This is a genomic window from Paraburkholderia bryophila (assembly GCF_013409255.1).
GTDB lineage: Bacteria > Pseudomonadota > Gammaproteobacteria > Burkholderiales > Burkholderiaceae > Paraburkholderia.
This window is the reverse complement of sequence record NZ_JACCAS010000001.1, coordinates 4,204,981-4,228,024: the sequence shown is the minus strand read 5'-3', so window position 1 is coordinate 4,228,024 and position 23,044 is coordinate 4,204,981. Positions and strand designations below refer to the sequence as shown.

Annotated in this window: 22 protein-coding genes; 9 read left to right on the top strand and 13 right to left on the bottom strand. The window is 61.5% G+C overall.

Going from position 1 to position 23,044, the window contains the following annotated elements; all coding sequences use genetic code 11:
* Positions 1-2: 2 nt before the first annotated feature.
* Genes GGD40_RS19005 through iolB form a run of 4 tightly spaced genes read left to right on the top strand, consistent with a single transcriptional unit; the run spans position 3 to position 5,761 of the window.
* Positions 3-2,057, top strand: a complete 2,055-nt coding sequence (locus GGD40_RS19005; RefSeq protein WP_179744547.1) for a bifunctional 5-dehydro-2-deoxygluconokinase/5-dehydro-2-deoxyphosphogluconate aldolase — start codon at positions 3-5, stop codon at positions 2,055-2,057.
* Positions 2,054-4,027, top strand: a complete 1,974-nt coding sequence (iolD, locus tag GGD40_RS19000; protein WP_179744546.1) for a 3D-(3,5/4)-trihydroxycyclohexane-1,2-dione acylhydrolase (decyclizing) — start codon at positions 2,054-2,056, stop codon at positions 4,025-4,027. Before GGD40_RS19005 ends, iolD begins: the two co-directional genes overlap by 4 nt.
* Positions 4,028-4,037: 10 nt before the next feature.
* Positions 4,038-4,964 (top strand): myo-inosose-2 dehydratase, encoded by a 927-nt coding sequence (gene iolE, locus GGD40_RS18995; protein ID WP_179744545.1) that lies wholly within the window; start codon positions 4,038-4,040, stop codon positions 4,962-4,964.
* Positions 4,961-5,761 (top strand): 5-deoxy-glucuronate isomerase, encoded by an 801-nt coding sequence (gene iolB, locus GGD40_RS18990; RefSeq protein ID WP_179744544.1) that lies wholly within the window; start codon positions 4,961-4,963, stop codon positions 5,759-5,761. Before iolE ends, iolB begins: the two co-directional genes overlap by 4 nt.
* A gap of 52 nt (positions 5,762-5,813) precedes the next feature.
* Here the strand turns inward: iolB and GGD40_RS18985 are convergent, their stop codons facing one another.
* The 7 genes from GGD40_RS18985 to GGD40_RS18955 all read right to left on the bottom strand — a co-directional run bounded on the left by GGD40_RS18985 (position 5,814) and on the right by GGD40_RS18955 (position 13,731).
* Positions 5,814-8,060 (bottom strand): hypothetical protein, encoded by a 2,247-nt coding sequence (locus GGD40_RS18985; RefSeq protein ID WP_257030525.1) that lies wholly within the window; start codon positions 8,058-8,060, stop codon positions 5,814-5,816.
* A 567-nt stretch (positions 8,061-8,627) separates the two neighbouring features.
* Positions 8,628-9,011 carry a nuclear transport factor 2 family protein gene (locus GGD40_RS18980; RefSeq protein ID WP_035547032.1) on the bottom strand — a complete coding sequence of 128 codons (384 nt, stop codon included), beginning with the start codon at positions 9,009-9,011 and terminating at the stop codon, positions 8,628-8,630.
* A 305-nt stretch (positions 9,012-9,316) separates the two neighbouring features.
* Positions 9,317-11,047 carry an ABC-F family ATP-binding cassette domain-containing protein gene (locus GGD40_RS18975; RefSeq protein WP_179744543.1) on the bottom strand — a complete coding sequence of 577 codons (1,731 nt, stop codon included), beginning with the start codon at positions 11,045-11,047 and terminating at the stop codon, positions 9,317-9,319.
* Between the two features lie 327 nt (positions 11,048-11,374).
* Positions 11,375-11,542, bottom strand: coding sequence for a hypothetical protein (locus tag GGD40_RS18970; RefSeq protein ID WP_179744542.1), 168 nt, complete (start codon positions 11,540-11,542; stop codon positions 11,375-11,377).
* Between the two features lie 342 nt (positions 11,543-11,884).
* Positions 11,885-12,181, bottom strand: coding sequence for a hypothetical protein (locus GGD40_RS18965; RefSeq protein ID WP_179744541.1), 297 nt, complete (start codon positions 12,179-12,181; stop codon positions 11,885-11,887).
* A 319-nt stretch (positions 12,182-12,500) separates the two neighbouring features.
* Positions 12,501-12,677 (bottom strand): hypothetical protein, encoded by a 177-nt coding sequence (locus GGD40_RS18960; RefSeq protein WP_179744540.1) that lies wholly within the window; start codon positions 12,675-12,677, stop codon positions 12,501-12,503.
* 160 nt (positions 12,678-12,837) lie between these two features.
* Positions 12,838-13,731, bottom strand: a complete 894-nt coding sequence (locus GGD40_RS18955; protein WP_179744539.1) for a LysR substrate-binding domain-containing protein — start codon at positions 13,729-13,731, stop codon at positions 12,838-12,840.
* 132 nt (positions 13,732-13,863) lie between these two features.
* Between GGD40_RS18955 and GGD40_RS18950 the strand changes: the two genes are divergently transcribed.
* Complete coding sequence (locus tag GGD40_RS18950; RefSeq protein ID WP_179744538.1) at positions 13,864-14,496, top strand: FMN-dependent NADH-azoreductase; 633 nt, start codon at positions 13,864-13,866, stop codon at positions 14,494-14,496.
* A 37-nt stretch (positions 14,497-14,533) separates the two neighbouring features.
* Here the strand turns inward: GGD40_RS18950 and GGD40_RS18945 are convergent, their stop codons facing one another.
* Complete coding sequence (locus GGD40_RS18945; protein WP_179744537.1) at positions 14,534-14,878, bottom strand: VOC family protein; 345 nt, start codon at positions 14,876-14,878, stop codon at positions 14,534-14,536.
* Positions 14,879-15,120: 242 nt separating this feature from the next.
* On the opposite strand from GGD40_RS18945, the gene GGD40_RS18940 reads away from it, so the two are divergent.
* Complete coding sequence (locus GGD40_RS18940) at positions 15,121-15,783, top strand: ureidoglycolate lyase (protein ID WP_179744536.1); 663 nt, start codon at positions 15,121-15,123, stop codon at positions 15,781-15,783.
* A 59-nt stretch (positions 15,784-15,842) separates the two neighbouring features.
* On the opposite strand, the gene GGD40_RS18935 is transcribed toward GGD40_RS18940, so the two are convergent.
* Positions 15,843-16,454, bottom strand: a complete 612-nt coding sequence (locus GGD40_RS18935) for a TetR/AcrR family transcriptional regulator C-terminal domain-containing protein (RefSeq protein ID WP_179703599.1) — start codon at positions 16,452-16,454, stop codon at positions 15,843-15,845.
* A 92-nt stretch (positions 16,455-16,546) separates the two neighbouring features.
* Between GGD40_RS18935 and GGD40_RS18930 the strand changes: the two genes are divergently transcribed.
* Both GGD40_RS18930 and GGD40_RS18925 read left to right on the top strand, forming a co-directional pair.
* The gene (locus GGD40_RS18930; protein ID WP_373565299.1) at positions 16,547-18,100 is read left to right on the top strand and encodes an FAD-dependent monooxygenase; all 1,554 of its coding nucleotides are present in this window, start codon (positions 16,547-16,549) and stop codon (positions 18,098-18,100) included.
* 193 nt (positions 18,101-18,293) lie between these two features.
* Positions 18,294-18,803: a DUF2846 domain-containing protein gene (locus tag GGD40_RS18925; RefSeq protein ID WP_179744534.1), complete on the top strand. Its 510-nt coding sequence runs from the start codon at positions 18,294-18,296 to the stop codon at positions 18,801-18,803.
* Positions 18,804-19,158: 355 nt separating this feature from the next.
* Here the strand turns inward: GGD40_RS18925 and GGD40_RS18920 are convergent, their stop codons facing one another.
* The 4 genes from GGD40_RS18920 to GGD40_RS18905 all read right to left on the bottom strand — a co-directional run bounded on the left by GGD40_RS18920 (position 19,159) and on the right by GGD40_RS18905 (position 21,959).
* A complete protein-coding gene (locus GGD40_RS18920; protein WP_179708551.1) occupies positions 19,159-19,899 on the bottom strand; it encodes a hypothetical protein in 741 nt (246 codons plus the stop codon).
* Between the two features lie 8 nt (positions 19,900-19,907).
* Positions 19,908-20,225, bottom strand: coding sequence for a hypothetical protein (locus GGD40_RS18915; RefSeq protein ID WP_179703156.1), 318 nt, complete (start codon positions 20,223-20,225; stop codon positions 19,908-19,910).
* A 670-nt stretch (positions 20,226-20,895) separates the two neighbouring features.
* On the bottom strand, positions 20,896-21,270 hold the full coding sequence (locus tag GGD40_RS18910; protein WP_179703597.1) for a VOC family protein: 375 nt from the start codon (positions 21,268-21,270) through the stop codon (positions 20,896-20,898).
* Positions 21,271-21,455: 185 nt separating this feature from the next.
* Complete coding sequence (locus GGD40_RS18905; protein WP_179703596.1) at positions 21,456-21,959, bottom strand: hypothetical protein; 504 nt, start codon at positions 21,957-21,959, stop codon at positions 21,456-21,458.
* Between the two features lie 132 nt (positions 21,960-22,091).
* Between GGD40_RS18905 and GGD40_RS18900 the strand changes: the two genes are divergently transcribed.
* Positions 22,092-23,030 (top strand): LysR family transcriptional regulator, encoded by a 939-nt coding sequence (locus GGD40_RS18900; protein ID WP_179744533.1) that lies wholly within the window; start codon positions 22,092-22,094, stop codon positions 23,028-23,030.
* Positions 23,031-23,044 lie beyond the last annotated feature (14 nt).

The window sequence follows — 23,044 nt, the reverse complement described above, 5'->3', positions numbered from 1 at the left end:
TCATGGCTCACTCCAGCACTCTCAGCGCTAACCCGTCCGGCCCGGCGTCGGGTTCGGGTTCGACCACCGGCCGCTTCGCGCCGGGCCGCACGCGCGACATCGTCTGCCTCGGCCGGCTCGCCGTCGATCTGTACGCGCAGCAGGTCGGCGCGCGGCTCGAAGACGTGTCGAGCTTCGCGAAGTATCTCGGCGGGTCGTCGGCGAATATCGCGTTCGGCTGCGCGCGGCTCGGCCTCGCCTCGGCGATGCTGGCGCGCGTCGGCAACGATCACATGGGCCGTTTTCTCACCGAGACGCTCACTAAAGAAGGTTGCGACGTCAGTCATGTACGCGTCGATCAGGAACGCCTGACCGCGCTCGTGCTGCTCGGCCTGAAAGACCGCGATACGTTCCCGCTGATCTTCTACCGCGAGAACTGCGCCGATATGGCCGTCGACGAAGCGGATTTCGACGAGGCATTCATCGCGTCGTCGAAAGCGCTGCTGATTACCGGCACGCACTTCTCCACCGAACAGGTGAACCGCACGAGCCGCCGCGCGCTGGATTACGCGCGCCGCAACCAGGTACGCACGGTGCTCGATATCGACTACCGTCCGGTGTTGTGGGGCCTCACGGGCAAAGCGGACGGCGAAACCCGCTTCGTGGCGAGTGAAGGCGTTACCGCGCATTTGCAGCGGATTCTGCCGCTGTTCGATCTGGTGATCGGCACCGAGGAAGAATTCCGCATTGCCGGCGGCAAGACCGAACTGGTCGACGCACTCGCGATGGTGCGCGCCGTCACACCGGCCACGCTGGTGCTCAAGCGCGGACCGATGGGCTGCCAGATCATCGAAGGCAAGGTGCCCGCCTCGCTCGATGAACTGCCCATACATGGCGGCGTGGAAGTCGAAGTGCTGAACGTGCTCGGCGCGGGTGACGCGTTCGCGTCCGGCTTCCTCTCCGGATGGTTGCGCGATCAACCGCTCGAAGCCTGCGCGCGCGCCGCAAACGCGAGCGGCGCGCTAGTGGTGTCGCGACACGGTTGCGCGCCGGCCATGCCGACGCCGGCCGAACTCGACTACTTCCTGCGCGAAGCGAAAACCGACCCGCAACGTATGCGCCGTCCGGATCGGGACGCAACGCTGGCACGTTTGCATCGCGTCTCGCCGGCCCGCAAACAATGGGACGAAGTGCTCGGCTTCGCGTTCGATCATCGCAACCAGTTCTTCGAACTCGCGCAGCAAACCGGCGCCGACGAAGCGCGCATTGCGCAACTGAAAGGCCTGTTCGTCGAAGCCGTTGCGCAGACGGAAAGCGCGCTGGGCTTGCAGAACCGCATCGGCGTATTGATCGACGACCGTTATGGCCAGGATGCGCTGAACGCCGCCACCGGACGCGGATGGTGGATCGGCCGTCCGGTCGAACTGCCCGGCTCCGTGCCGCTGGTGTTCGATCACGGCCGCTCGATCGGCACCTCGCTGATTCCGTGGCCGCAAGACCATATCGCCAAGTGCCTCGTGCAGTTCCATCCGGACGAGCCCATCGAACAACGTCTCGAACAGGAAGCGCAGTTGCGCGCGCTGTACGACGCGACCCAGGCAAGCGGCCATGAACTGCTGCTCGAAGTGATTCCACCGAAGCACGCGTCGCTGCCGCAGGAGCCGGACATTGTGTATCGCGCGTTGAAGCGGCTGTACAACATCGGCATCTATCCGGAGTGGTGGAAACTCGAACCGATGGACGCCGCGCAATGGCAGGCCGTCGACGCGCTGATCGCCGAACGCGATCCGTATTGCCGTGGCGTGGTGCTGCTCGGTTTGTCGGCGGGTGTCGAGCAGTTGAACGAGGGGTTTCGCGCCGCCGCGCAATCGGCAACGTGTCGCGGCTTTACCGTCGGCCGCACGATCTTTCACGAGCCGAGCCATGCGTGGCTCGCCAATGAAATCGGCGACGACGAACTGATCGCGCGCGTGCGCCGCACGTTCGAAACGCTGATCGCGTCGTGGCGCGCGACGCGTGGCGCAAACGCCACGCAGCACGGCGCGTCGAGCCGCGTTCATCAGGAGCAGGCCGCATGAACCAGCGCGTAATGCATCACGACACGGCGTCCGCCAACGACGCCACCCAGGCACGCCCTGCGGTGTCCGGCACGATCCGCCTGACGACCGCGCAGGCGCTGGTCCGCTACCTCGCCGCGCAACGCGTGCCCACTGAAGACGGCAAAGGCACCGAGACGCTATTCGGCGGCGTCTTCGCGATCTTCGGGCATGGCAACGTTGCGGGGATCGGCGAGGCGCTGTACCAGCATCGCGAGGAATTTCCGACGCTGCGCGCCCACAATGAACAGGCCATGGCGCACAGCGCGATTGCCTTCGCGAAAGCGCATTTCCGCCGCCGCATGATGGCCGTGACGACCTCGATCGGACCGGGCGCCACCAATCTGGTGACGGCGGCGGCACTCGCGCATGTGAACCGTCTGCCGGTGTTACTGCTGCCCGGCGACATCTTCGTGTCGCGTGCGCCGGATCCGGTGCTGCAACAGGTGGAAGACTTTCACGATGGCGGCGTGTCCGCCAACGACGCGCTCAAGCCGGTGTCGCGCTATTTCGACCGGATCGTGCATCCGGCGCAATTGCTGAATGCGCTGCCGCGAGCCGTGCGCGTGCTGACCGACGCCGCGTTGTGCGGTCCCGTCACGCTCGCGTTGCCGCAAGACGTGCAGGCGCAGGCGTGGGATTTCCCGGCGGAGTTTTTCGAGCCGCGCATCGTCCGCTTTCATGCGCCGACGCCGCGTATCGACGAGATCGAAGTCGCCGTCGCGCATTTGCGGCGCGCCAAACGGCCGCTGATCGTCGCGGGCGGCGGCGTGCTCTACGGCCACGCCACCGACGCGCTGCACCGCTTCGCCACCGTGCATGGTATTCCGGTCGCGGAAACGCAGGCGGGCAAAGGCTCGCTGGCGTGGAACGATCCGTTGAACGCGGGCGCGCTGGGCGTGACGGGTTCGCCCGCTGCCAACGCGCTCGCGCACGACGCCGACTGCGTGCTCGCCATCGGCACGCGCCTGCAGGACTTCACCACCGGTTCGAATACGCTGTTCACCCAGGCCGACGTGGTGGCGATCAACGCCAACGCGTTCGACGGCCTCAAGCATCGCGCGCTCGTCGTGGAAGCCGACGCGCGTCTCGCGCTCGACGCACTCACCGAACCGCTGCAAGGCTGGCACGCGGAACGCCCCTGGACCGCGCGCGCGCACAAACTCGCAGCGAGCTGGCGCGACGCGGTGACCACGCTCACGCATGCGCCGCAACGCGACAGCGTGCTGCCCTATGAAGGCGACGTGATCGGCGCGATCCAGCGTTCGAGTCCGGGGTCCGCGGCGAACGACATCGTCGTGTGCGCGGCGGGCACCCTGCCCGCTGAATTGCACAAGCTGTGGCGCGCCGGCAAACCGGGCGCGTATCACGTCGAATACGGCTATTCGTGCATGGGCTACGAGATTGCCGGCGGCCTCGGCGCGAAGCTCGCGCGACCGGCGCGCGAAGTGATCGTGATGGTCGGCGACGGCAGCTATCTGATGATGAACAGCGAGATCGCGACCTCGGTGATGATCGGCGCGAAGCTGATCGTGGTCGTGCTCGACAATCGCGGCTACGGCTGCATCAACCGCCTGCAACAGGCGTGCGGCGGCGCACCGTTCAACAACCTGCTGGAGGACTGCATGCAAGGTCCGCTCGGCGCACCGCAAATTGATTTCGCCGCGCATGCGCGAGCCCTCGGCGCGCAAGCCGAACACGTCGCGAATATCGCTGAACTGGAAGTCGCGCTGCAACGCGCGCGCGCTGCGGATCGCACTTACGTGATCAGTATCGACACCGATCCGGCCCGCACCACCGACGAAGGCGGCTGGTGGTGGGAAGTCGCCGTGCCCGAAGTGTCGGCGCGCCCCGCCGTGCGCGACGCGCGCGCGAAATACGACGCGCAGCTCGCGGCCCGCGCCGAATCGGCCGACACCGGCGAGCACGCTGCCCAACCCGACAACGAATAAGGACGTCCGCATGACTGCTTTCGACGTACGTATCGGCATCAACCCGTTATCGTGGATGAACGACGATCTGCCTTCGCTCGGCGGCGAGACGCCGCTCGAGTTGGCGCTGACGGAAGGCCGCCAGATCGGCTATCAGGGCTTCGAACTAGGCAACAAGTTTCCGCGCGAGCCGCAGGCGCTGAAGACATTGCTCGCGCAATACGATCTCGCGCTCGTGTCCGGCTGGTATTCCGGCCGCCTCGCGCGCGGCAGCGTGGAAGACGAAATCGCGTCGGTCGGCCCGCATCTGGAACTGCTCGCACAAAATGGCGCGACGGCGATGGTGTACGGCGAAGTCGCCGATTCGATTCAGGGTGCGCCGCAGCCGCTGTATCAACGGCCGCGTTTTTTCAGCGACGCGCAGTGGGCGGCATACGCGGCGCGTGTCGATGAATTCGCGCGCTATACGTTAAGCCGTGGCGTGCGGCTGGCTTATCACCATCACATGGGCGCGTATGTCGAAACATCCGCCGACGTCGATCAGTTGATGGCGCGCACGAGCGACGCCGTCGGCCTGTTGTTCGACGCCGGGCATATTACGTTTGCCGGCGGCGATCCGCTGGCGGTGCTCGACAAACACATCGGCCGCGTGTGCCACGTGCATTGCAAGGACGTGCGCCCCGCCGTGATGAAGCTCGCACGCAATCGCAACTGGAGTTTTCTCGACGCGGTGATTGCTGGCGCGTTCACGGTGCCGGGCGACGGCGCGGTGAATTTCCCGGCGATCATCGAACGCTTGAAGCGTCATGGTTATCGCGGCTGGCTGGTGGTCGAAGCGGAACAGGACCCGGTGGTCGCGCCGTCGTTCGAGTACGCGCAGAAGGGTTATCGCACGTTGCGCGCGTTGGTGGATGCGCCGCTCGACGGCATGGGCAGCGCGGATCAGGAGGCAGCATGAGTTTATTGGTGAAGGCGCAGCGCGACGGCCAGACGATCGCGCGGGTCACGCCGGAGTCGGCGTGCTGGCGGTACGTGGGATTCGCCGCTTACCGGTTGGGCGAGAACGAAGTCGTGCATGTGCTCGAAGCCGCGCGCGAGATGTGTATCGTCGTGCTGACCGGCGCGGTGGATATCGAAACCGCGGACACCACGTGGACCGCGCTCGGTTCGCGCGACAACGTGTTCGAAGACGCCGCGCCGTATGCGGTGTATTTGCCGCCGGGCGTGCGCGCGACTGTACGCGCCAATCGCGAAGCGGAGATCGGCGTGGCGAGCGCGCCGGCCAAGGGCAAGTTTCCGGCAAGGCTGATCGAACCGGCTTCGATGAAGCGCTCCACGCGCGGCAAAGGGCTCAATACGCGTTACGTGTGCGATATTCTTCCGCAGACCGAGCAGGCGGAGTCGTTACTGGTGGTCGAAGTCAGAACGCCGGGCGGACACGCATCGAGCTATCCGCCGCATAAGCACGACACCGACAATGTGCCGCACGAGAGCTCGCTCGAAGAGACTTACTACCATCGGTTGAATCCGCCGCAAGGCTTCGCGTTTCAGCGCGTGTACACCGACATGCGCGATATCGACGAATCGATGGCCGTGGAAAATCACGATGTGGTGATGGTGCCGCGTGGCTACCATCCGGTGATCGTGCCGTATGGTTACGACTCGTACTACCTGAACGTGATGGCCGGCGGCCAACGGGTCTGGCATTTCCGCAACGACCCGGCGCATGAATGGATCATCAATAAAGACGCTTGAGCGTTTGGCGTCGCGGCGCGCCTTGACGCGTCGTGACACGCCGTGACGTTCGCTACTTTCTCGTGGCCAGGTCGACGTTCAGGCCGCCGTCGGTGCCCATTCGCACCGTTCCCTTGGACACGTCGCGGCGATAACCGTACAGATCGAACTTCATCACACCGGGGTTCGAACTGTCCTTGATGAAAGTTCTCGTATTCGTCACCAGCGAATTGAACATCTTCACGTCGCCGGATTCGATCCACACGAAACTCTTGCCCGCATTCGCCGGCGGGCGCGCGGCGGCAATCGCGCCGTCACGCTTGAATTTCAGCACGAGACCTTCGTTGCTCACCGTCGCGCTGGCAAGGCGCCCTTGCAGCACCGGCGGCGGAAACACCGTGTACTGGTCGAACACCAGTTCGTTGCCCTTCAACGCGACGCCCTTGCGCGTGAACGGTGTCAGCGACGCCAGCGGAATATCCAGCGCGCGCAGCAAGCCCGCCTGCGGCACGCCCAGCACTTTCACCGAGGTAGGTTCATACACGAGATGCCGTTCGTCCTTCGCGACGATCGTGCCGCTCATCGTGGTCGGCAGCCACACGCCGGGAAAGTGATTCCACAACTTGATGCCGCCCGTGACTTCGAGCTTGCCGTCGACGGGTCTCAACTGCAGATCGTTTAGAGAACGCGGCTCGTAGTCGAGCAGGTAGTCGTTGAACAGCGCCGCCATGGCCGGCCAGGGTTCGACCACTTCGCCACCGATGATATGAATGTCGTACTGATCCGGATCGTCGAGATCGACGGGTTGGCCCGGATGCTTCGGCACCATCTGCGCGTCCAGCGATCGCACATGAAAACCGATCCGCCCTGCTACGTAGAAGTCGACGTTCTCGACGTGAATCAACGGCGCGACGCCCGGCGAATGACGTTCGTCGGTGAACGCTGAACCGGGCGTCGCCAGGCTTTGGCCGCTAAATGCCGCGCGTGTGCCGACCGGAATTGCGCGTGCGACCGAGGCGGTCCTCAAGGTCTGCGGCAGGTGTTGCCACACCAGTCGAGCTTGAGCGAGCGAAGCCTGTTGCGCGCGGATGAAGCTGTCGTTGAAGCGTGCGCCGGCGCTGCCCGTTTGCAGCGGTGTGTCGTTGGCAGCGGCGGTGCTGGCACTTGCACTGGCGAGCGTCGAATAGGAAGGCAGATGCACGTCCAGCGCGCCCGCTTCGTCGAAGGTTAGATAGCCGGCCGCCATCTGGTCGCGGTAGTGGTACAGGTCCAGCACGAATGGCGCGTTGGCGTCGAGCGGCGTGATCGCCATGTCGATGTTCATCGGCATCGACCGCATGAATTTCACGTCGCCGCCCTGCACCAGCATGCCGCGGGTGGGCATCGTCGCGGGCCAGTCGATTTTCGGCACCGTGTGGTCGTCCAGCGTGAAGCGCACGCCGGCCGCGCTCGTGTCGATGTGCGTGATCGTCATGCGCAACGCGGGCGGCGGCGTCAGTTTGGCGACCTGCATCACCACGTCGTCGCCGTCCAGACGTGCGATCGGCGTGTCGACTTTCAGCAGGTCGGCCATCTTGACGTGCGCGGCCTGCATCAGCTTGTCGGCGCCGACACCGGCAACTTCGACGTGATCGGCATGGAACACGAGTTCGTTGGCGTTGCGCATCGACAAGGCGCCGCTCAGCACGATCGGCACCCAGGTCTCGCGATGCATCTCGCCCGTAATGCGCAAGCTGCCGCCGTCTTGCGGCACCACCCGCATGTTGCGCAGCGGCGAGCCCTGGTACTGGAACAGATAGCGGTCGAAAATCGCGGTGAGCTTCGCGCTGTCGAGTGTGACGTCGCCGCGGTGCACGTTGATCGTCACGCTGGTGGGGTCGTCGAATACGATCGGCTGGCCGGGATGCGCGGGACTCAGCGTCGCGGCCATGTCGTGGATCATGAAGCCGATGTCGCCGGTGACACGGAAGTCGACTTCGCGCGCGAACATCAGCGAACCGTCGATACCGGAATCGCGCAGAGTTAGCGGGCGGGTACGTTTTTCGGTCATGCCGCTGGCTGACGGTAGGCGCTCGGCGATGCTCTGTTCGGCGGCGAGTTGTTTGGCTTTCGCGAGTTCGAGTGACGGGCGTGCGGATGAAGCGGGTTGGGCGGCGGTGCCGTGCGAGGTGTCGGCGGTGGTAAGGGCCGGGTCTTGAGACGGCGTTGCGGTGACGGCATTGCCAGTTGCGCTCGCCGCGCTCATCGATGCGCTGGTGGGTTTCGCCGGAGTGGACGACGTCTCGGTCGTGCTCGAACTCGCATCGGCGCAAGCGGACATCAGCAACGCGGCGGTCAACAACGCGACGCCGACGCCAATCGGTGCGCACCACGCTCGCGCTAGCCCTGCTCTTCGCGACGGTTGCGACCGTGGTCCATTCAACTCCATCACGCGCCGCCCATTCGCGGCCGCTTCGCCTGTTACGCGTCTCTGTTTCACGATGTCTCCTCCTGAGGCCGCGACGCGTCTCGCGCGCGTCGGCTGGGGCATGATTCGTCGCGCTGATGGCGGCTTTAAACACCAAGCCGACGCCGCGCGCCTTTGACCTGATTGTCTTGATTTGTCAGCGCGCTGCCGACAAGATTTCTGGAGGACGCTCACCAAACGATCAAGCGTTTGAATCGCTGCGGTGAGTCAGTGGGAAGCCGCATGGGTCGGGCGTCAGCGACGCGCCGTGAAACGACATTCAAACGGCACTCAAACGACATTGAGGGGCTTAATTTGCACGAGGCGTGGGATTAGCGGAGACGCGAAGGCCCGCAAGGCGCTCGCTGAAGCAGCAAAAGCAATCGCAGATCGATTTGTGGCGCTGCAATAAACAGGCGGCCTATCGACCGCCTTTGAACATCACGTAGTCTGCTGAACCCATTGCTTACGCCAACTCGGCGCTTCAAACGGATCCGAAAAATATTGGGTCTCGTGGACGACCTTGCCGTCGTGAAACTCCATGATGCTGACCGTCCAGAACGCTCGGCCGTTATAGGTGATCTCGTATTCCGTGACCCACAGATTGCCTTCGCCTTGAATTCGCCTGACGTCGAATCCGGATGGCTTGTCGGGATGATGACCGCGCAGTGCCTGCAAATTGGATCGGCCGAGAATTCGCTCGCCGGATTGGGGATAGTCGCAGATGGCGTCGTCAGCGTAAATGGCGTGCTCCGCGTCCAGATCGCCCGCCGCCGATGCGCGCCAGTGCGCATTCAAGGCTTCACGCAATTGCTCTTCCTGCATGGCAACACCTCCGCACGATTTCATGTCCCGCGATGAAGGACTCACGCGTTGAAGCCGTCAAAACGGGCAACGTGGATTCATCGTCAGGTAGCCACCGTCAGGGTCGAACCAAGCCCTGAACAACAGGTGGGTTGGCTGATTCAGTGTAGCAAATGAATCGTGGCCGAATGATGCCGACTGGACGAATTCGGGGGAGAACAGTTGGACCGCCAACCTGGCCGCTGGCCCCTGAAAGAACCCTTCTGGTATCGACAGAAATTGCGCCATTCACCAGACGGGTTCCGAGGGGATTTTTCACTCAGGTTTTACAGGCCCAACGATTCCTCCAATCGCCGCATCTCCTGCTGCCACTCCTGCTGCAAATGAGACTTTTGATGCTTCGGTTTACGCGCCCGGTCCATCTCTAGCCACGCTTCCAATTGGCACCAGCGCTGCCACTGCACTTCAGCCTCGTCACTAGCGAAAGCGGACTGCGCAACCAGATCGGGCAGTGCAGCCGGAGCAGCTACGGATCGCACCTTGTCACCAGTGGCGAACAGGCGCTGATAGGCACTTGCGGCATCCGGCCATTCCTGAACCCAACCATTACTGATTACCCAGAAACGGTTGCAACTGCTTTCGATCAGTTCCCGATCGTGCGAAACCAGCAGAAAGCCACCGGCGAACGCAGCTAGCGCTGCCGCGAGTTCACGTTTGCCGTCCAGATCCAGGTGATTGGTCGGTTCATCGAGCCATAACAAGTGATAGCTCGCCATGGACAGCGCCAGGAACAGCAACCGCGCGCGCTCACCGCCGCTGAGCGTGGCCACCTTCTGGCCGTGTCGCGAATAAGCAAACCCCGCCGAGATCAGGGCCTGCCGTCGCTCCCTGTCGCCAACCGGCGCGAACTTGTAGAGGGCGTCGGCTAGCGTCGCTTCGTCGGCCAGTTGACGCAGCGACTGATCGTAGTAAGCGATACGCGCCGCAGGATGATAGCGCCAGCCGGCCCGTGTCTCGCCTGCCTGCACGTCGCTCCAGCACTGACGCAATAGCGAAGACTTGCCCGCGCCATTGCTGCCCAGAAGCGCGACCTTGTCACCCGGCCGCAACCACAGCGCGTCCAGCTCGAACAACACGGGCTGGTCGGACTGCGCGCGTACCTGCAGGCCTTCGAATGCCTGCAGACTGTCGGCGGCCAGCGGCCTCCCCTGTAATGTCAGGCACCACGGACTGCCACGACTGACGAAGGTCTGATCGTCTTTCAGCTTATCGGCGCGCCGCTGGATGTTCCTGGCCTGACGCAACAGCTTTTCATTGTCATGCTCGCGCCCCCAGATAGCGACGCGTTTGCTGCTGGCGGTCAACCGGTCGATTTCCTTTTGCTCGCCGGCATGGCGCGACTGCGCAGCTGCGTCGGCTTCGGCCAATGCGATTAATGCCTGGCTGCACGGCAAATCGAAACTGTACAACTGCCGATCGCGCAGGATCCAGCTCTTGTCACTGACCGTATCCAACAGCCGCGGATCATGCGACACGAGAATGAAACCGCCCTGCCAACGTCCCAGAAAATCCTCCAGCCACAGCAGCGACGGCAGGTCCAGATGGTTGCTGGGTTCGTCCAGTAACAGCAGATTAGGCTCTTGCAACACGGCTCGCCCCAGCAGCAGGCGCGTATGCTGACCGCCGCTCAGGCTGGCCACCGGGGTATCGGCGGCTTCAGGTAATGCCAGTTCGTTCAGCAGACTGTCGACTCGCCAATGTTGTTCCGGCTGTTTGTCTATCGCCTCCAGAAGCGCCTCGCGCGCCGTCAGGTTAGCCAGCCGTGACGGCAGATGTTGCTCGACGTGTTGCAGGCGGCACTGTCCGGCATATTGCACGCTCCCGGCACTCGGCTCACGGCTGCCGGCCAATACGCCGAGCAAGCTGCTTTTGCCGCAGCCGTTATGGCCCAATAGACCAATGCGGTCGCCTGGTTTTACGGTAAAGGAAAGGTCGTGGAATAGCGGGCCGTGGCCGCTTTCCAATTGCACGGAAAGTGCGGAAATCAGGGTTGTCATGCTTTTGCTCTCGTTTCTGCGGGACGTGTTTGTCCCTGTCAACAGGAGCGCTGGCGACAACAATGGAATCGAGAAAGAACTCGACTAGATGGAGTGGGCTTTGCTCTGACCAGGTTATCGCAGCGCGATGGAACGCAGGTGAGAGCAGGCAAATGTGCTGGACCAATGTACCAACATCATCGGGTACACAAGCAGAACCATATTTACCTCCTTTTTCAGAAAGAGTTAAGGTCTGCGCAGTGTAATCGGGCTTGGGCGGGCTGAACAAGTAGTGCGGTGGTATTCCTTTTGCACTGGATAGAACGTGCCGGCGCCGCAACGCGCTGTTTACGGGCTTTTAAAGAATCTCAGATAGAAAGCGGCGAACACCAGGACAATGCCGACGTTCACCATCAGCCGTGCCCAGAATCGATCCTTGAAGAACAGTACATCCACGCCAACGACTGCGGCGATCATCACCGCAACGTACAGCACGACGGACAAGTTCTTTGTCATTTCAATCACCAATGAAATGATCCCTACGCCGTGGAGTGGCTGCTTTGGAGGGTAGCCGATCAACGGGCCAGAAAATGATGCTCAGTCTTTGAGTTAAGACAGACGGCGGCCGTGTCGGTTCGACGCGTGACGGAGATTAAACGAGGTGGACCGAGCGATACCGATCGCCGTTTGCGGCAGGCGGCATGTCGTACACATGAGCCTCGCATATTCTCGCTGCGCGGCTAGCTGGGATATGGGTGCCAGTGATAACGACGTCGTGCTCGACGAGGTAGGCAAGCATTTCGATTGAGTGAAGTGCAAGTCGACCTGGATGGCCCTACGACGTCGCCGTCATCCTTGTTATTGAGCAGCCGGCGATACGGTGCTCGGGGTCGCCAGCGTGTTGTGGCTTCCCGGAAGGTTGGTCAGGGACGCCGCACTATTGCTCGATCCATTCGACAGACCCGAGTTCGGTGACCCGGCGCTCGTGCCGCTTTCCGAGTTGACCGCGCCAGGTGTGCCGTAGCCGCTTGTTGTTGCAGCGGCCGGCGATGTGGTGCTCGGCGTCGCCAGCGTGTTGTTGCTCTGCGCATAAGCACCGGCCGACAGCGTGAGCGCGGCGACAGCCGCGATTAATGTGCTAGTTGTCTTGATCATGTCCCGCTCCTTTTTGATTTGGACTCGAATTGCGGCGTAAACGACCTATTCGCCGTTCTGCGCGGCGGTCGTTGTCGGCCTGATTCGTGGCGATCGAACTCGTTCGCCCCTCGTAGTCGCAGACGTAGACGTGGAGCAAACCATAGATCACCGCACAGCTAGTCTAGGAAAACGGTCGTGAATAATTAAGCGCTTTCTTCGCAAGGGATAATTGCTATTTCCGGAATTGAGCCGTGGAGGTTCTGATTGCTATCGGGATGTGCAGGTAGCGAACGGTCATGGCTTTCGGTAACCAGTGGACCTGACTGGATCGCGAGATTTACTGGCGTAGGGTGGTGTGGGGACCGGGATGACTAGCAACATGAGGTAAAAGAATCGCCACGCCGAAGATGGCTAACACAATTCCCGCCGTGAAGATTTTTCGAAAACGTGCGGGTCCCAAGGCCAGCACCCCTCTGGCCTCGGCACTAAACTCGCGATAGTCGAGCTCGTCCATGCCGCTCGTCCCCATTCGGTTTATCGCGCGAATATTGCAAAGCAATCATTGGTCTTTGGCCAGCAACACCTCACCTTTTAAATCAACGCCTGAACACCTTCTGTGCACTGGCGAACCTATCTTCGTATCACACGTGATTAGCGCATTTGCGGCGCTAAGCCTAAGCATTTTTCGCAGCGACCAAACCGCGTTTCCCAGCCCCCATCCGAACATCGACTTCCTGGAAAATCGCCTCGGCGAATTCCACCGCAGCGGGCTTCTCCGCGTCGTACATCATGACGAATTCAATATCCGGCAGTTCCGGCAAACCTTCGCTCACACCGAGTTCGCGGAGTTCGTCGTCGATCACGCTACGCGGCACGGGTGCGATGGCAATACCAGCTCGGGCGAATGCCCGAATGCCCATCACACTCGGACTTTCGCACGCAATGCGATACGGCATGTCGGCCAATGCGAGCGCCTTGACGGCCGCCTCCCGAAACGGACACGGATCGGGAAAACACGCTAATGGCACATCGCCTTCGGGAAGCGGCTCATGACGGGCAAACGTCCAGGCGAGCGGCTCTCGCCAAAGCGTTGTGCCGGCATTTGACGAAGAGCACCGGCTGCCGATCACCAGATCGAAATCGCCATTCGCGTGCCGTCTAAACAGACTGTCGCCAATGTCGACGGTTAAATCCAGCAGCAATCCACGGCGCGCGGCGCTAAAACGGCGCATCGCGTCGGGCAGCCATCCGCCCGCGAAATCCTCCGATGCGCCAATGCGCAGCTTTCCGCCGTAGGCATCGCCCGCACCCAATCGGGTTCTGGCTTCTTCGCTGAGATTGAGCATGGCCCGAGCGTAGCCGAGCAGCGTCTGGCCATGCTCCGTGAGCGCGACGCGACGCGTATTGCGCACGAGAAGCGCGCGTCCGATCTGTTCCTCGAGACGAACCACCTGGGCGCTCACCGCGGATTGACTCAAGTGCAGCCGGCGACCGGCGCCGGTGAAGCTCCGGGCATCGGCGACCACAACGAACGTAAGGAGAAGCGCGGTATCGAGCGGGCTGTCCATTGATCACCAAACCGGGTTAATTCAAGCAATTAATATCGTTTCTAAATTATAAGCCGGCTCGGTACGCTACGAATCACGGTGAGCGACCACGCATTCCGCCGGTCGCCGCCACCTCCCGACAGGACTGATTTCATGACTCGCGTTCTCTATATCGAAGGCTCACCTAACAAGGGCTATTCGGCGTCCATCGAGGTGTGTAACGCGTTTCTGGATGCGTACCGCCTGGCGCATCCCGATCACGAAATTCACAAGCTCGACCTATGGGACGAGCCGCTTCCCGAATTCGATGCGGACGCGTTAGCCGCCAAATACGCCGGTTTGAGCGGGACGCCATTGACGCCGAACCAGGCCGTGGCATGGCAGCGCATCGAAGCCCTCGCCGCGCCCTTTCACGAAGCAGACAAGTTTCTATTCGGCGTGCCGTTATGGAATTTCAGCATCCCGTACAAGCTGAAACATCTGATCGACCTGATCTCGCAGAAAGACGTGCTGTTCTCATTCGATAGCTCGGGTTTTACCGGCATGCTGCGCGGGAAAAAGGCGGCCGTCGTTTATGCGCGCGGATTGAGCTACACGTCGCCCGGCTCGCTGACGCCGGCCAGCGAGTTCGACCTCCAGCGTCCTTACATGGAAACGTGGCTGAAATTCGTGGGCGTGGAGGACGTCGCGGGAATCGTCGTCGAACGCACGCTGCTGGGTCCCGAGGGAAAGGTCGACCGTAGCCGCGCAATCGAAGAAGCCCACGCGATCGCGCGCGAGTTCTAAGCGTGCCGGCAGCGGCCGAAATTGATGGAAGAAGCGCCTAATCGTGGCGCGTGCAAACTTCGAATTCGTGGCCGTCGGGGCTAGCCAGAACGACGCTGGTCATCGCGTCGTTTAACTGCATGACGACGGTTGCCCCGAGAGACTTGGCGCGATCCAGAAAAGCCGGCAGGGAGGGTGCATCGAATTCGAACACGGGCACACTCGCGCTACCGACTAATTCATCGCCAAAATCATTCAGCAATAACCCGATCCGAACGCCGCCGATTGAAAACTCGGTCCACTTCTCCGACTTGCGATTCGGCGAGAGTTCTAACAGCTTTTCCCAGAACGTGATCGACTGCTCCATGTCCATCACTTTGAAATAAATGGTTCTGATGCGCATTGAATTTTCCAGGACGAGTATTTGGAAGACCCACAAGATCACATACGTTAAACAGAAAAGATACTGCCGAATCATTGCCCGCGATTCAAACCACGGTGTCGAGTCAACAGAGCTTTCAAATCCCTTCACCGACGTGCCTGCGAAGCAAATGTGCCCGCAGCGCGGTGTATGTTGCCCAAACGTGGCCCAAGCGCGGTCCAGGCATTCACGAAGAGTGTGTTCTCGACGTGTAGACTATTTCGATGACCCAAGAAATCGACTACCTCAACCCCGCCCTTCCGCATGGCCTCCGGCGGGTGACCATGCCGGTGGTCGACGCGACCCCACAGACGCTCCACGGATTCGGCCGGCTCGTTGCAGACCCGAACGATTGCGCAGTCGAAATCGTACAGTGGCCGGCAGTGGGATCGAGGCCGATCGATCCCGGCACCGGTGACGAGGCCGGTACGACCGACGGCACCTTCATCAGCGAATGGCGCGGCGACATTCTGTACGGCCGAAACGAGGCCGTGGGCGGCAACTACATCCTCGCGTACGCCACGGAGCCCGAAGCCGCCCGCGAAGATCACGCCGCCAAACCAGAACGTATGTTGCTCTGGCACGCGAACTATCACCCGGACGGCGGACAACTCTTCTTTCCGCTCGACGGTCGCCCGTTCTACGTGCCCCTGGCATTACCCGGGGACGATATTGCGCCGGAGAACTTCGTGTGCTTTCGATTCGATGGACGGCAGGGCCTCTACATCCATCCGAACATTTGGCATGAAGGGGTGTTCACCCTTGAAGGCACCCAGCGCTTCTTCGACAAACAAGGCGCCGTACACGCGCGCGTTTCTGTCGACTTTGCCCGCGAGTTTGCCTGTCTTCTCGAAGCGCCGATCCATAACGACGCGTTGCCCCTTTGAGGCGGCAAGCCTTAGCGTGAAACGAAACTTCTCGCCTCATGGCGAGAAGCGGCTACCGGCTATCGGCTGCAAAGACCGCTAACTAGCAGTCCGAGCCCAAATTCAAAGGCCACATCCGGATCGATGGGATCGATCGCCGGGCCGGCATCTGCCGCCTGAGCGGTCTTGCCCTTGCCGACCTCTTTGCGTTGAGGTTCGGGCGACGCACTCCGAACGTCACGCGCCTGCTCCTCCAGCACGCAGCCCACGGTGAACTGGCCCGCGGCCAGCAACGCCATCTGCGCATCCGATTCGCTAAAACCCGCGCTCACCAGGTAGGCCACTTTCGGCAGGATCCGTGCGAACTCGGCCTGGTTCGGTGTCGTGCCGGCGTGCAGCAATGCGCCGTCGCGATGGGCAAGGAGCGCACGGCGAAAACTGCGCGCGTTGTCGGCAAACCAGACCGGCCAATCCGCGATGTCCTCTGGCACGCCGATCGTGTGATGCCGCGCCAGCACCAGAGAAGCCATCTCGCCAAGCAGCGCCGACTTGTCACGGAAGTGCCAGTAGAGCGTGGCCGATTCCACGCCGAGTTTCTCGGCAAGACGTCTCGTCGATAACCCGTCGAGGCCGACTACGTCGAGGAGTTCAAGCGCTGCACTCGCCACTTCGTCACGTCGAATTTTTGCCATGCTTGACTCTCTATCAGTGATAGATATACTTATCGGTGATAGATTTTAACATCAAGGAGTCGCGCATGACCGTCCTCCCTACCCGCACATCGGTGCTGATCGTCGGCGGCGGACTGGTCGGCCTGTCGGCCGGCCTGTTCCTGCAACGCCTGGGCGTTCCCTTCATCCTCATCGAGAAAAACGAGGGCGTTTCGCTGCTGCCGCGCGCCCGTGGCATTCATCTGCGAACCATGGAGCTGTTTCGCCAGATTGGCGTTGAAGACGCGGTCAAGGCGGCCACGGTTGCGGCCTGGAAACAGGGTGGCTTCGGCGGTGCGCGACGCGGGCGCACGCTGATGGACGCACAGTCGATCGTCGACGTCTCCACCATGCGCGTGAAGATGGCCGCGGCCGGCGCGTCACCGTCGAGTTTCGGCGCGTGCCCGCAGACGCTGATAGAACCGGTGCTACGCCAGCACCTCGAAGCGCGAGGTGGCGACGTGCGCTTCGGCCACGAACTCGTGTCGTTCGTCGAGTCGGGCGATGCGGTGGTCGCGACAGTACGTGGCCGGGATGGACAGGAGACGGTCGTTGAGGCCACCTGGCTGCTTGGCGCCGACGGCGGGCGCAGCTTCGTGCGCAGGCAACTGGGCATCGGCATGATTGAGACGCCCGCCCCGCAGCATCTGCTCAACATCTTCTTCCGAGCCGATCTGGCCGAGGCCGTGGAAGGCCGCACGTTCAGCCAATGCGAGATCGCGAATGAGAAAGTACGCGGCCTTTTTCTGGCGATGAACAACACCGACATGTGGTCGTTCCATCTGGAATACGACCCGTCGCAAGGACCACCGGCCGACAGCGAACTGCCCGACCTGCTGCGCGCCGCAATCGGCCTGGATGATGTCGACATCGACATCATCAGTCATGGCGCGTGGAGCACTGGCGTGTCCATTGCGCAGCGCTATCGGTTGGGCCGCGCCTTTCTGTGCGGCGACGCGGCGCATTTGATGCCGCCGTGGGGCGGCTTCAATGCGACCACCGGCATTGCCGATGCGCACAATCTCGCCTGGAAGATCGCCGCTACATTGCGCGGTGAAGCGGCAGCGGCGCTGCTCGACAGCTATGAGACCGAGCGACGACCGCTCGCCGTGCGTAACGGCAGCCAGGCGCTGCTGCGCACGGACTTCGATGCGCGCTTTGGTATCGAAACGCAGACCAACCGGGAGGTGTTCCCCGCGCTGCTCGATGCGGGTGCTTTGTTGTTGCGGCATCGCTATCGGTATGCAGACGGCGTGTCTTCCGAAGATTCGTCAGCGTTGGTTGCGCATCTGCAGGCGCAGACCGGGACGCGCTTTCCTCACGCCTGGATTCGGCGCGACGGTCAACGGATCTCGACGCTGGACCTCTTCGGCGACAGCTATGTCTTGCTGGCTGGCCCGAACGCTTCGGTGCAGGCATCGAGCCGTGCAAGCCTCAACTCCGCTACGCCCGCGGTTTATGTCGCCGGCAAGGATTTTGAATTCGTCGATTCCGAAGACGACTGGCAGACGCTGACTGCTCTGCCCGACGATGGCGCGGTGACGGTACGGCCAGATGGTTTTGTTCTGTGCCGCTCGGATGGTGGAGGTTGCTTCGAACGGATCGCGCTCATGCTATGCGTAACCTAAATGAAGGCTTAAATACTTTCTAAAGATTTCATAAACGTGGACGTTATTTGTCAGTGGAAAGGCAAACAATGGCGTTCGCGCCAATTCAAAAAATCCTCAGAGAGTCCATCCGGCTATTCGCTGGCTGGAATAGTTGACGGGAGGCTACGCCTTTCGGCCGTCCGTCGACATTCATTCGCGTGAGAGACCTTGCATGAAAAGCTTCTACCGAACCCTGTTGCTCGCCGGCGGCGCTGCACTGCTCGCGGCGGGTTGCGCGTCCGGGCCGCAATATAAAGACGTAGCGTCGTCGATCCCGACGCTCTCGCCTGACGATGGCCGCATCTACTTCTTCCGCTCGGATTCGTTTGCAGGCGCCATGCTGCAACCCGAGATCAAGCTCAACGACAAGGTGGTCGGCCATTCGAAACCTGGCGGCTTCTTCTACCTCGACGAACCGGCGGGCAGCTATACCGTCGCTACCTCGACCGAGGTGACAAAGACCGTCACGTTCGAGCTGAAGGCCGGCGAGACGAAGTACGTGCGCACGGCAGTCAGCATGGGCATACTGGTGGGTCACATCACGCCGACGATCGACTATCCGGAGAACGCGCAGTTGGAAATCCAGACGCTGAAGTACATCGGCGATGCGGCTCCGGCCGTGGCGGCGGGTGCGCAGACGAGCGCGACGGCGACTACGTCGACCGCTACTGGCAAGATGTAATTGCGTCGGGGAGCGCGGGGGCTGGGACGTCGCGCTCCTTGTTTTACTTCGGGCCTACGCGCGCCCGATACCGTTCCCGCGAAGTGACCAGCGCGGTGTGGCTGCTGGAATTGTGCTTTGTCGCGATCACCGCGATTTTCAAAAATAAAACGCGACGCCGTCTGCCGCTACGATGTCGGCATCTCTACCGCTTCGCGCGGCGACTCGTGCCGGTGCAGCCACGCAGGGCAACGGCTTTGCCTGCCCGTTCTGGCCCGCGTTCATCACCGCGTCTCTATCCGCTTGATGTTTAGCGGCAACCTTCTCCTCCGCAGCTTGAAGATCAGCCGGCGTGCCGTCGTAACCGTGTCGGGATTCAGCGGGTCTTCTGCAATCTTCGACGCTCAAGCCCGTTGCGCAATTGGCCCGCGATAAAAGCGCTGACGATCACCGACAGATAAATCGTGACGAGGTCGTGACGCCAGCCTTCGAGGGCGAATTGATGCGCAACCAGTTTCGGATCGAGCGCCGGCAGTGCGAAGCTCTTTGCCTTGACGGTGCGCATCATCCGGATAAAGCCCGTCGCGGACAGCAGCGGCAGCAGGGTGACTAGTGCCAACAGGGCGGGCTTCATTCGGCGAGCCAACGGATAGTGGCGCAAGCGGAACCACAATCCGAGGCATCCGTGTATCCAGCCAGGCGCGAGCAGCGCAAGTTGCAAGCCCTGCGTACCGCTCATGAGCAGCGCGACGATGACGCGTTGATAGTCAGGTTCAAAACCATAGAGTGAGGACGCGAGTCGCGTTGTCACCGCATGGCGTATCAGCAGCAGCGGCAGGCTAAGGCCTGCCCAAAGACGGATCCATTCGGCGGGCGGCAACGTCCAGTGGCGACGGTCATATATCGTGCGCACTGCCAGCGAAAAATGCAGCGACGCCGCACCGTACAGTGCGATCGTGCCGGCCTTGCTTCGCCAGAGTCGCAGCGCCAATGCGAGTCCTTGTCCTGCAAGCTCGAGTGACCAGATTCCGAGTGCGTGATTGACCAGGTGGAGAAAAAGATAGATGAGCAGCACCACACCCGATCCGAGTTGCAAACGGCGAAGAATGGATGGCATCTGAACCTTCACTTCGCGGCAGCGGCGGACGTGCCGACTATCGCCTTGTCAACCGCCTTCTGGTGAGCAAGGCGCTCCCGCTTCGTGCGGGTAAGGTGCGCCGTGTGCAATCGAATCAAGCGCCGGGGTAACCGGCCAGACGGGTTGGCCGCCGATGACCGCTGCGATATCACGTCGTTCTGATTCGCTGCGCGGTGACGTATAGCTTCGGCGAATCGCTGTAACGCCGATATCGAACCGCATACGCTCTGATACTCCTCGCGGCCTATTCTGCCGTCGAGGATGACTGCCATGCCCGATGCGCGGGCCATGTCGATAATGTCCATTTCGACCACCTCTTCTGTGCATGCTCTCCTTGCAAGACTATTCGCGAGGGCCGTTTATTCCCTCATTCGTCCGGATACAGGCGAGGGCAGGCCGACGCGCGTCATTGTCTCGATCGAGTCGCCCCGATAGCTGCCCGATGGCTGGTGGCGGCGCGAACGAGTGAGACGGGGCAGAATTCGAGATTCGAACCCGTCTCTGGCTCGATGGTCCGTTTCAACGAGAGGGTCGCGTGACGGGTGAAGCTCGCGAGTTATTCGATAAGATGAACTTCGTCGCTCTAGGTTTGCCGCCAACGGGCACAAACACCGATGCACCAATCGCATACGGACGGTTAGAGGAGTTGTCTGTACCGACGTTGTTGATGTGTGGGGACCTCGACCTTCCCGGCATTCAGGCACGAAGTCGTTACGTCGCGACTAACGTACCTCGTGCGACGTTTCACCAGATAGCGGGTACCGCCCATTTGCCGAGCCTTGAACGGCCGGAGGAAGTCACGCGCGTGATCGCGAATTTCATCGATCAATGTAAAGCGCAGCAATAGCTCAGGGAGCGAAACACTGACGCTCGGCGTACAAAGTCATTGTTAGCCACCCAGGCGCGTTATCGAATGCCTGCGTTTGGCCAACCCACGCTGAACGATCACCGCCCCACTCCGCTCGACAAAAAACCTTAGCCCTCGGCCTGATGGCAAACCACTTCGATATTGTGCCCGTCTGGACCAATAACAAAAGCTGCGTAGTAGTTCGCGTGGTAGCGCGGACGCAGACCAGGCGCCCCATTATCTTTGCCGCCCTCTTCCAGAGCCGCGCGATAGAAAGCGTCGACTTGCTGGCGATTGTCGGCCGTGAACGCCAGGTGAAGATGCGCCGGCTTCTCCTCGGTCTGGAACAGACACAAAGAAGCCTTACCCGGCGGACTAAGCTCGACACCGTACGTCGGCACCCCTTCCGAAACAACCGCTACGCCGATCGGTTCAAGTGCCTTGACGAAGAACGCTTTGCTCGCTGCATAATCGCTGACGCCGAATTTCACGTGGTCGAACATGAATGCTCCTGAAGTGTGGGGGCCGTGCGAGGCCTGACTTGATCTGGAGATCATCGCGATGTTGCCACACGAAATCACGCGTAGCCACCGGTGCCAATCCGGGTATGAATTCCATACGGTGCAGGCGTAGTCATGCTGAGGCGAGGACATGACGTCACGATCTTCAACGATGACCCAGGCCAACCTCAAAAACTCCGCACCACCTTCGGCTGCGATCTCAGCAGCAAATAAAACGCAGCAACATGCGTGATCATTAAGAGAGGCACATAGATAATCGGAATCACATACATAGCACCCAACTCCCCCGCGTGCGCCGGAAGCCCCGCCTGAATCGCACGGTAATAGTCGAGGACGAGATCCGTCACCCCCACGACATTAAACGCCACGACAAACAGCCAGAACAGCGCAGGTCTGCGTGCCGTCAATAACGCCAACATCGCCAGCACGCCCGTCGCGAAGTCACCATATGCAGCAGACACGGCGAAACTCGCAGGCAGATGCGGACCGACAACGCCCGGCAAAATAAACGCCAACCCAAAAAAACGAAAACTATGGAACGTAGCGATAGCGCGATGCGCATCGAATGCGTCCATCGATTTAAGCCTGGGCCAGACATACACGCGGAAGCAAAGCAGCCCGGCGACATACCCCAGAGCGAGATGCAAAGGGAAGATCAGTTCCGGTGGCATGAAGCCTCCTGTCAGGTGTTATCCGGCGCATTGAAGGACACGAAAGAGACCGGCCGGCACGACTTCTCATCCGCAGACGTAGGTGTACCATGGCCTCTCTCGACCGACTATTCACCACAATGTTGACGGGCTATGAAGCAGAACTTCACAGTCAGACAAGGCGCGCTCGATGGCGTGGAAGTGTTCCTGAGCGTCGCCCAGCATCGCAGCTTTCGCCGGGCCGCCGCGGAGCTCGGGGTGACGCCATCGGCGGTCAGCCAGACGGTGCGTGTTCTTGAGGCGCGCATCGGCGCTGCGCTGTTCATCCGCACCACGCGAAGTGTCGGCCTGACCGAAGCCGGCGAGCGGTTTTTAGCACAAGCAAAACCCGCGTTCGAGGAGCTTGTCGCCGCGAGCGAGGTGGCGCGCGGATTCGGCCAGCGGCCCACCGGCTTGTTGCGGCTTTCCGTGCCGCGCGCGGTGTTGCCCATCCTGCTCGAACCGCTGATCGCCTCTTTCTGCCAGGCGTATCCCGAGGTCGAAGTGGAAATCTCCGCCAGCAAGGAACTGGTCGATCTCGCAGCGGAAGGATTCGACGCCGGTATCCGGATGGGTCAGTTCGTCGATGCCGACATGGTCGCCGTACCGTTGACGCCGCCGCTTCGTCTTATCGTCGTCGGCAGCCCCGATTACTTCGCCGCGCACAGCCCGCCGAAACACACGGACGATCTGCGCCAGCACGCCTGCTTGCGGTGGCGGCGATCCAGCGGCGCGCTCGCGCTCTGGTCCTTCAACGACAACGGCCAGACGATCGAGATCGCCGTGTCCGGCCCGCTCATCGCCAATGATTTTCCGACCATGCTGGGCGGCGCGCTCGAAGGTATGGGGCTTGCCCAGCTTCCCGAGCCGATGGCCGCCGAAAGATTGCGAGCGGGACAACTGGTGCACGTTCTGGAGCAATTCGCGCCGGTGACACCGGGCGTGTTTCTCTACTATCCGAACCGCCGGCAGATCATGCCGAAGCTGCGCGCCTTCATCGATCATGTGAAGAGCCGCCCGCCAGGTCAAGGGAACGTGTCGGAAACAGGATAAGGATCGACGCCGCT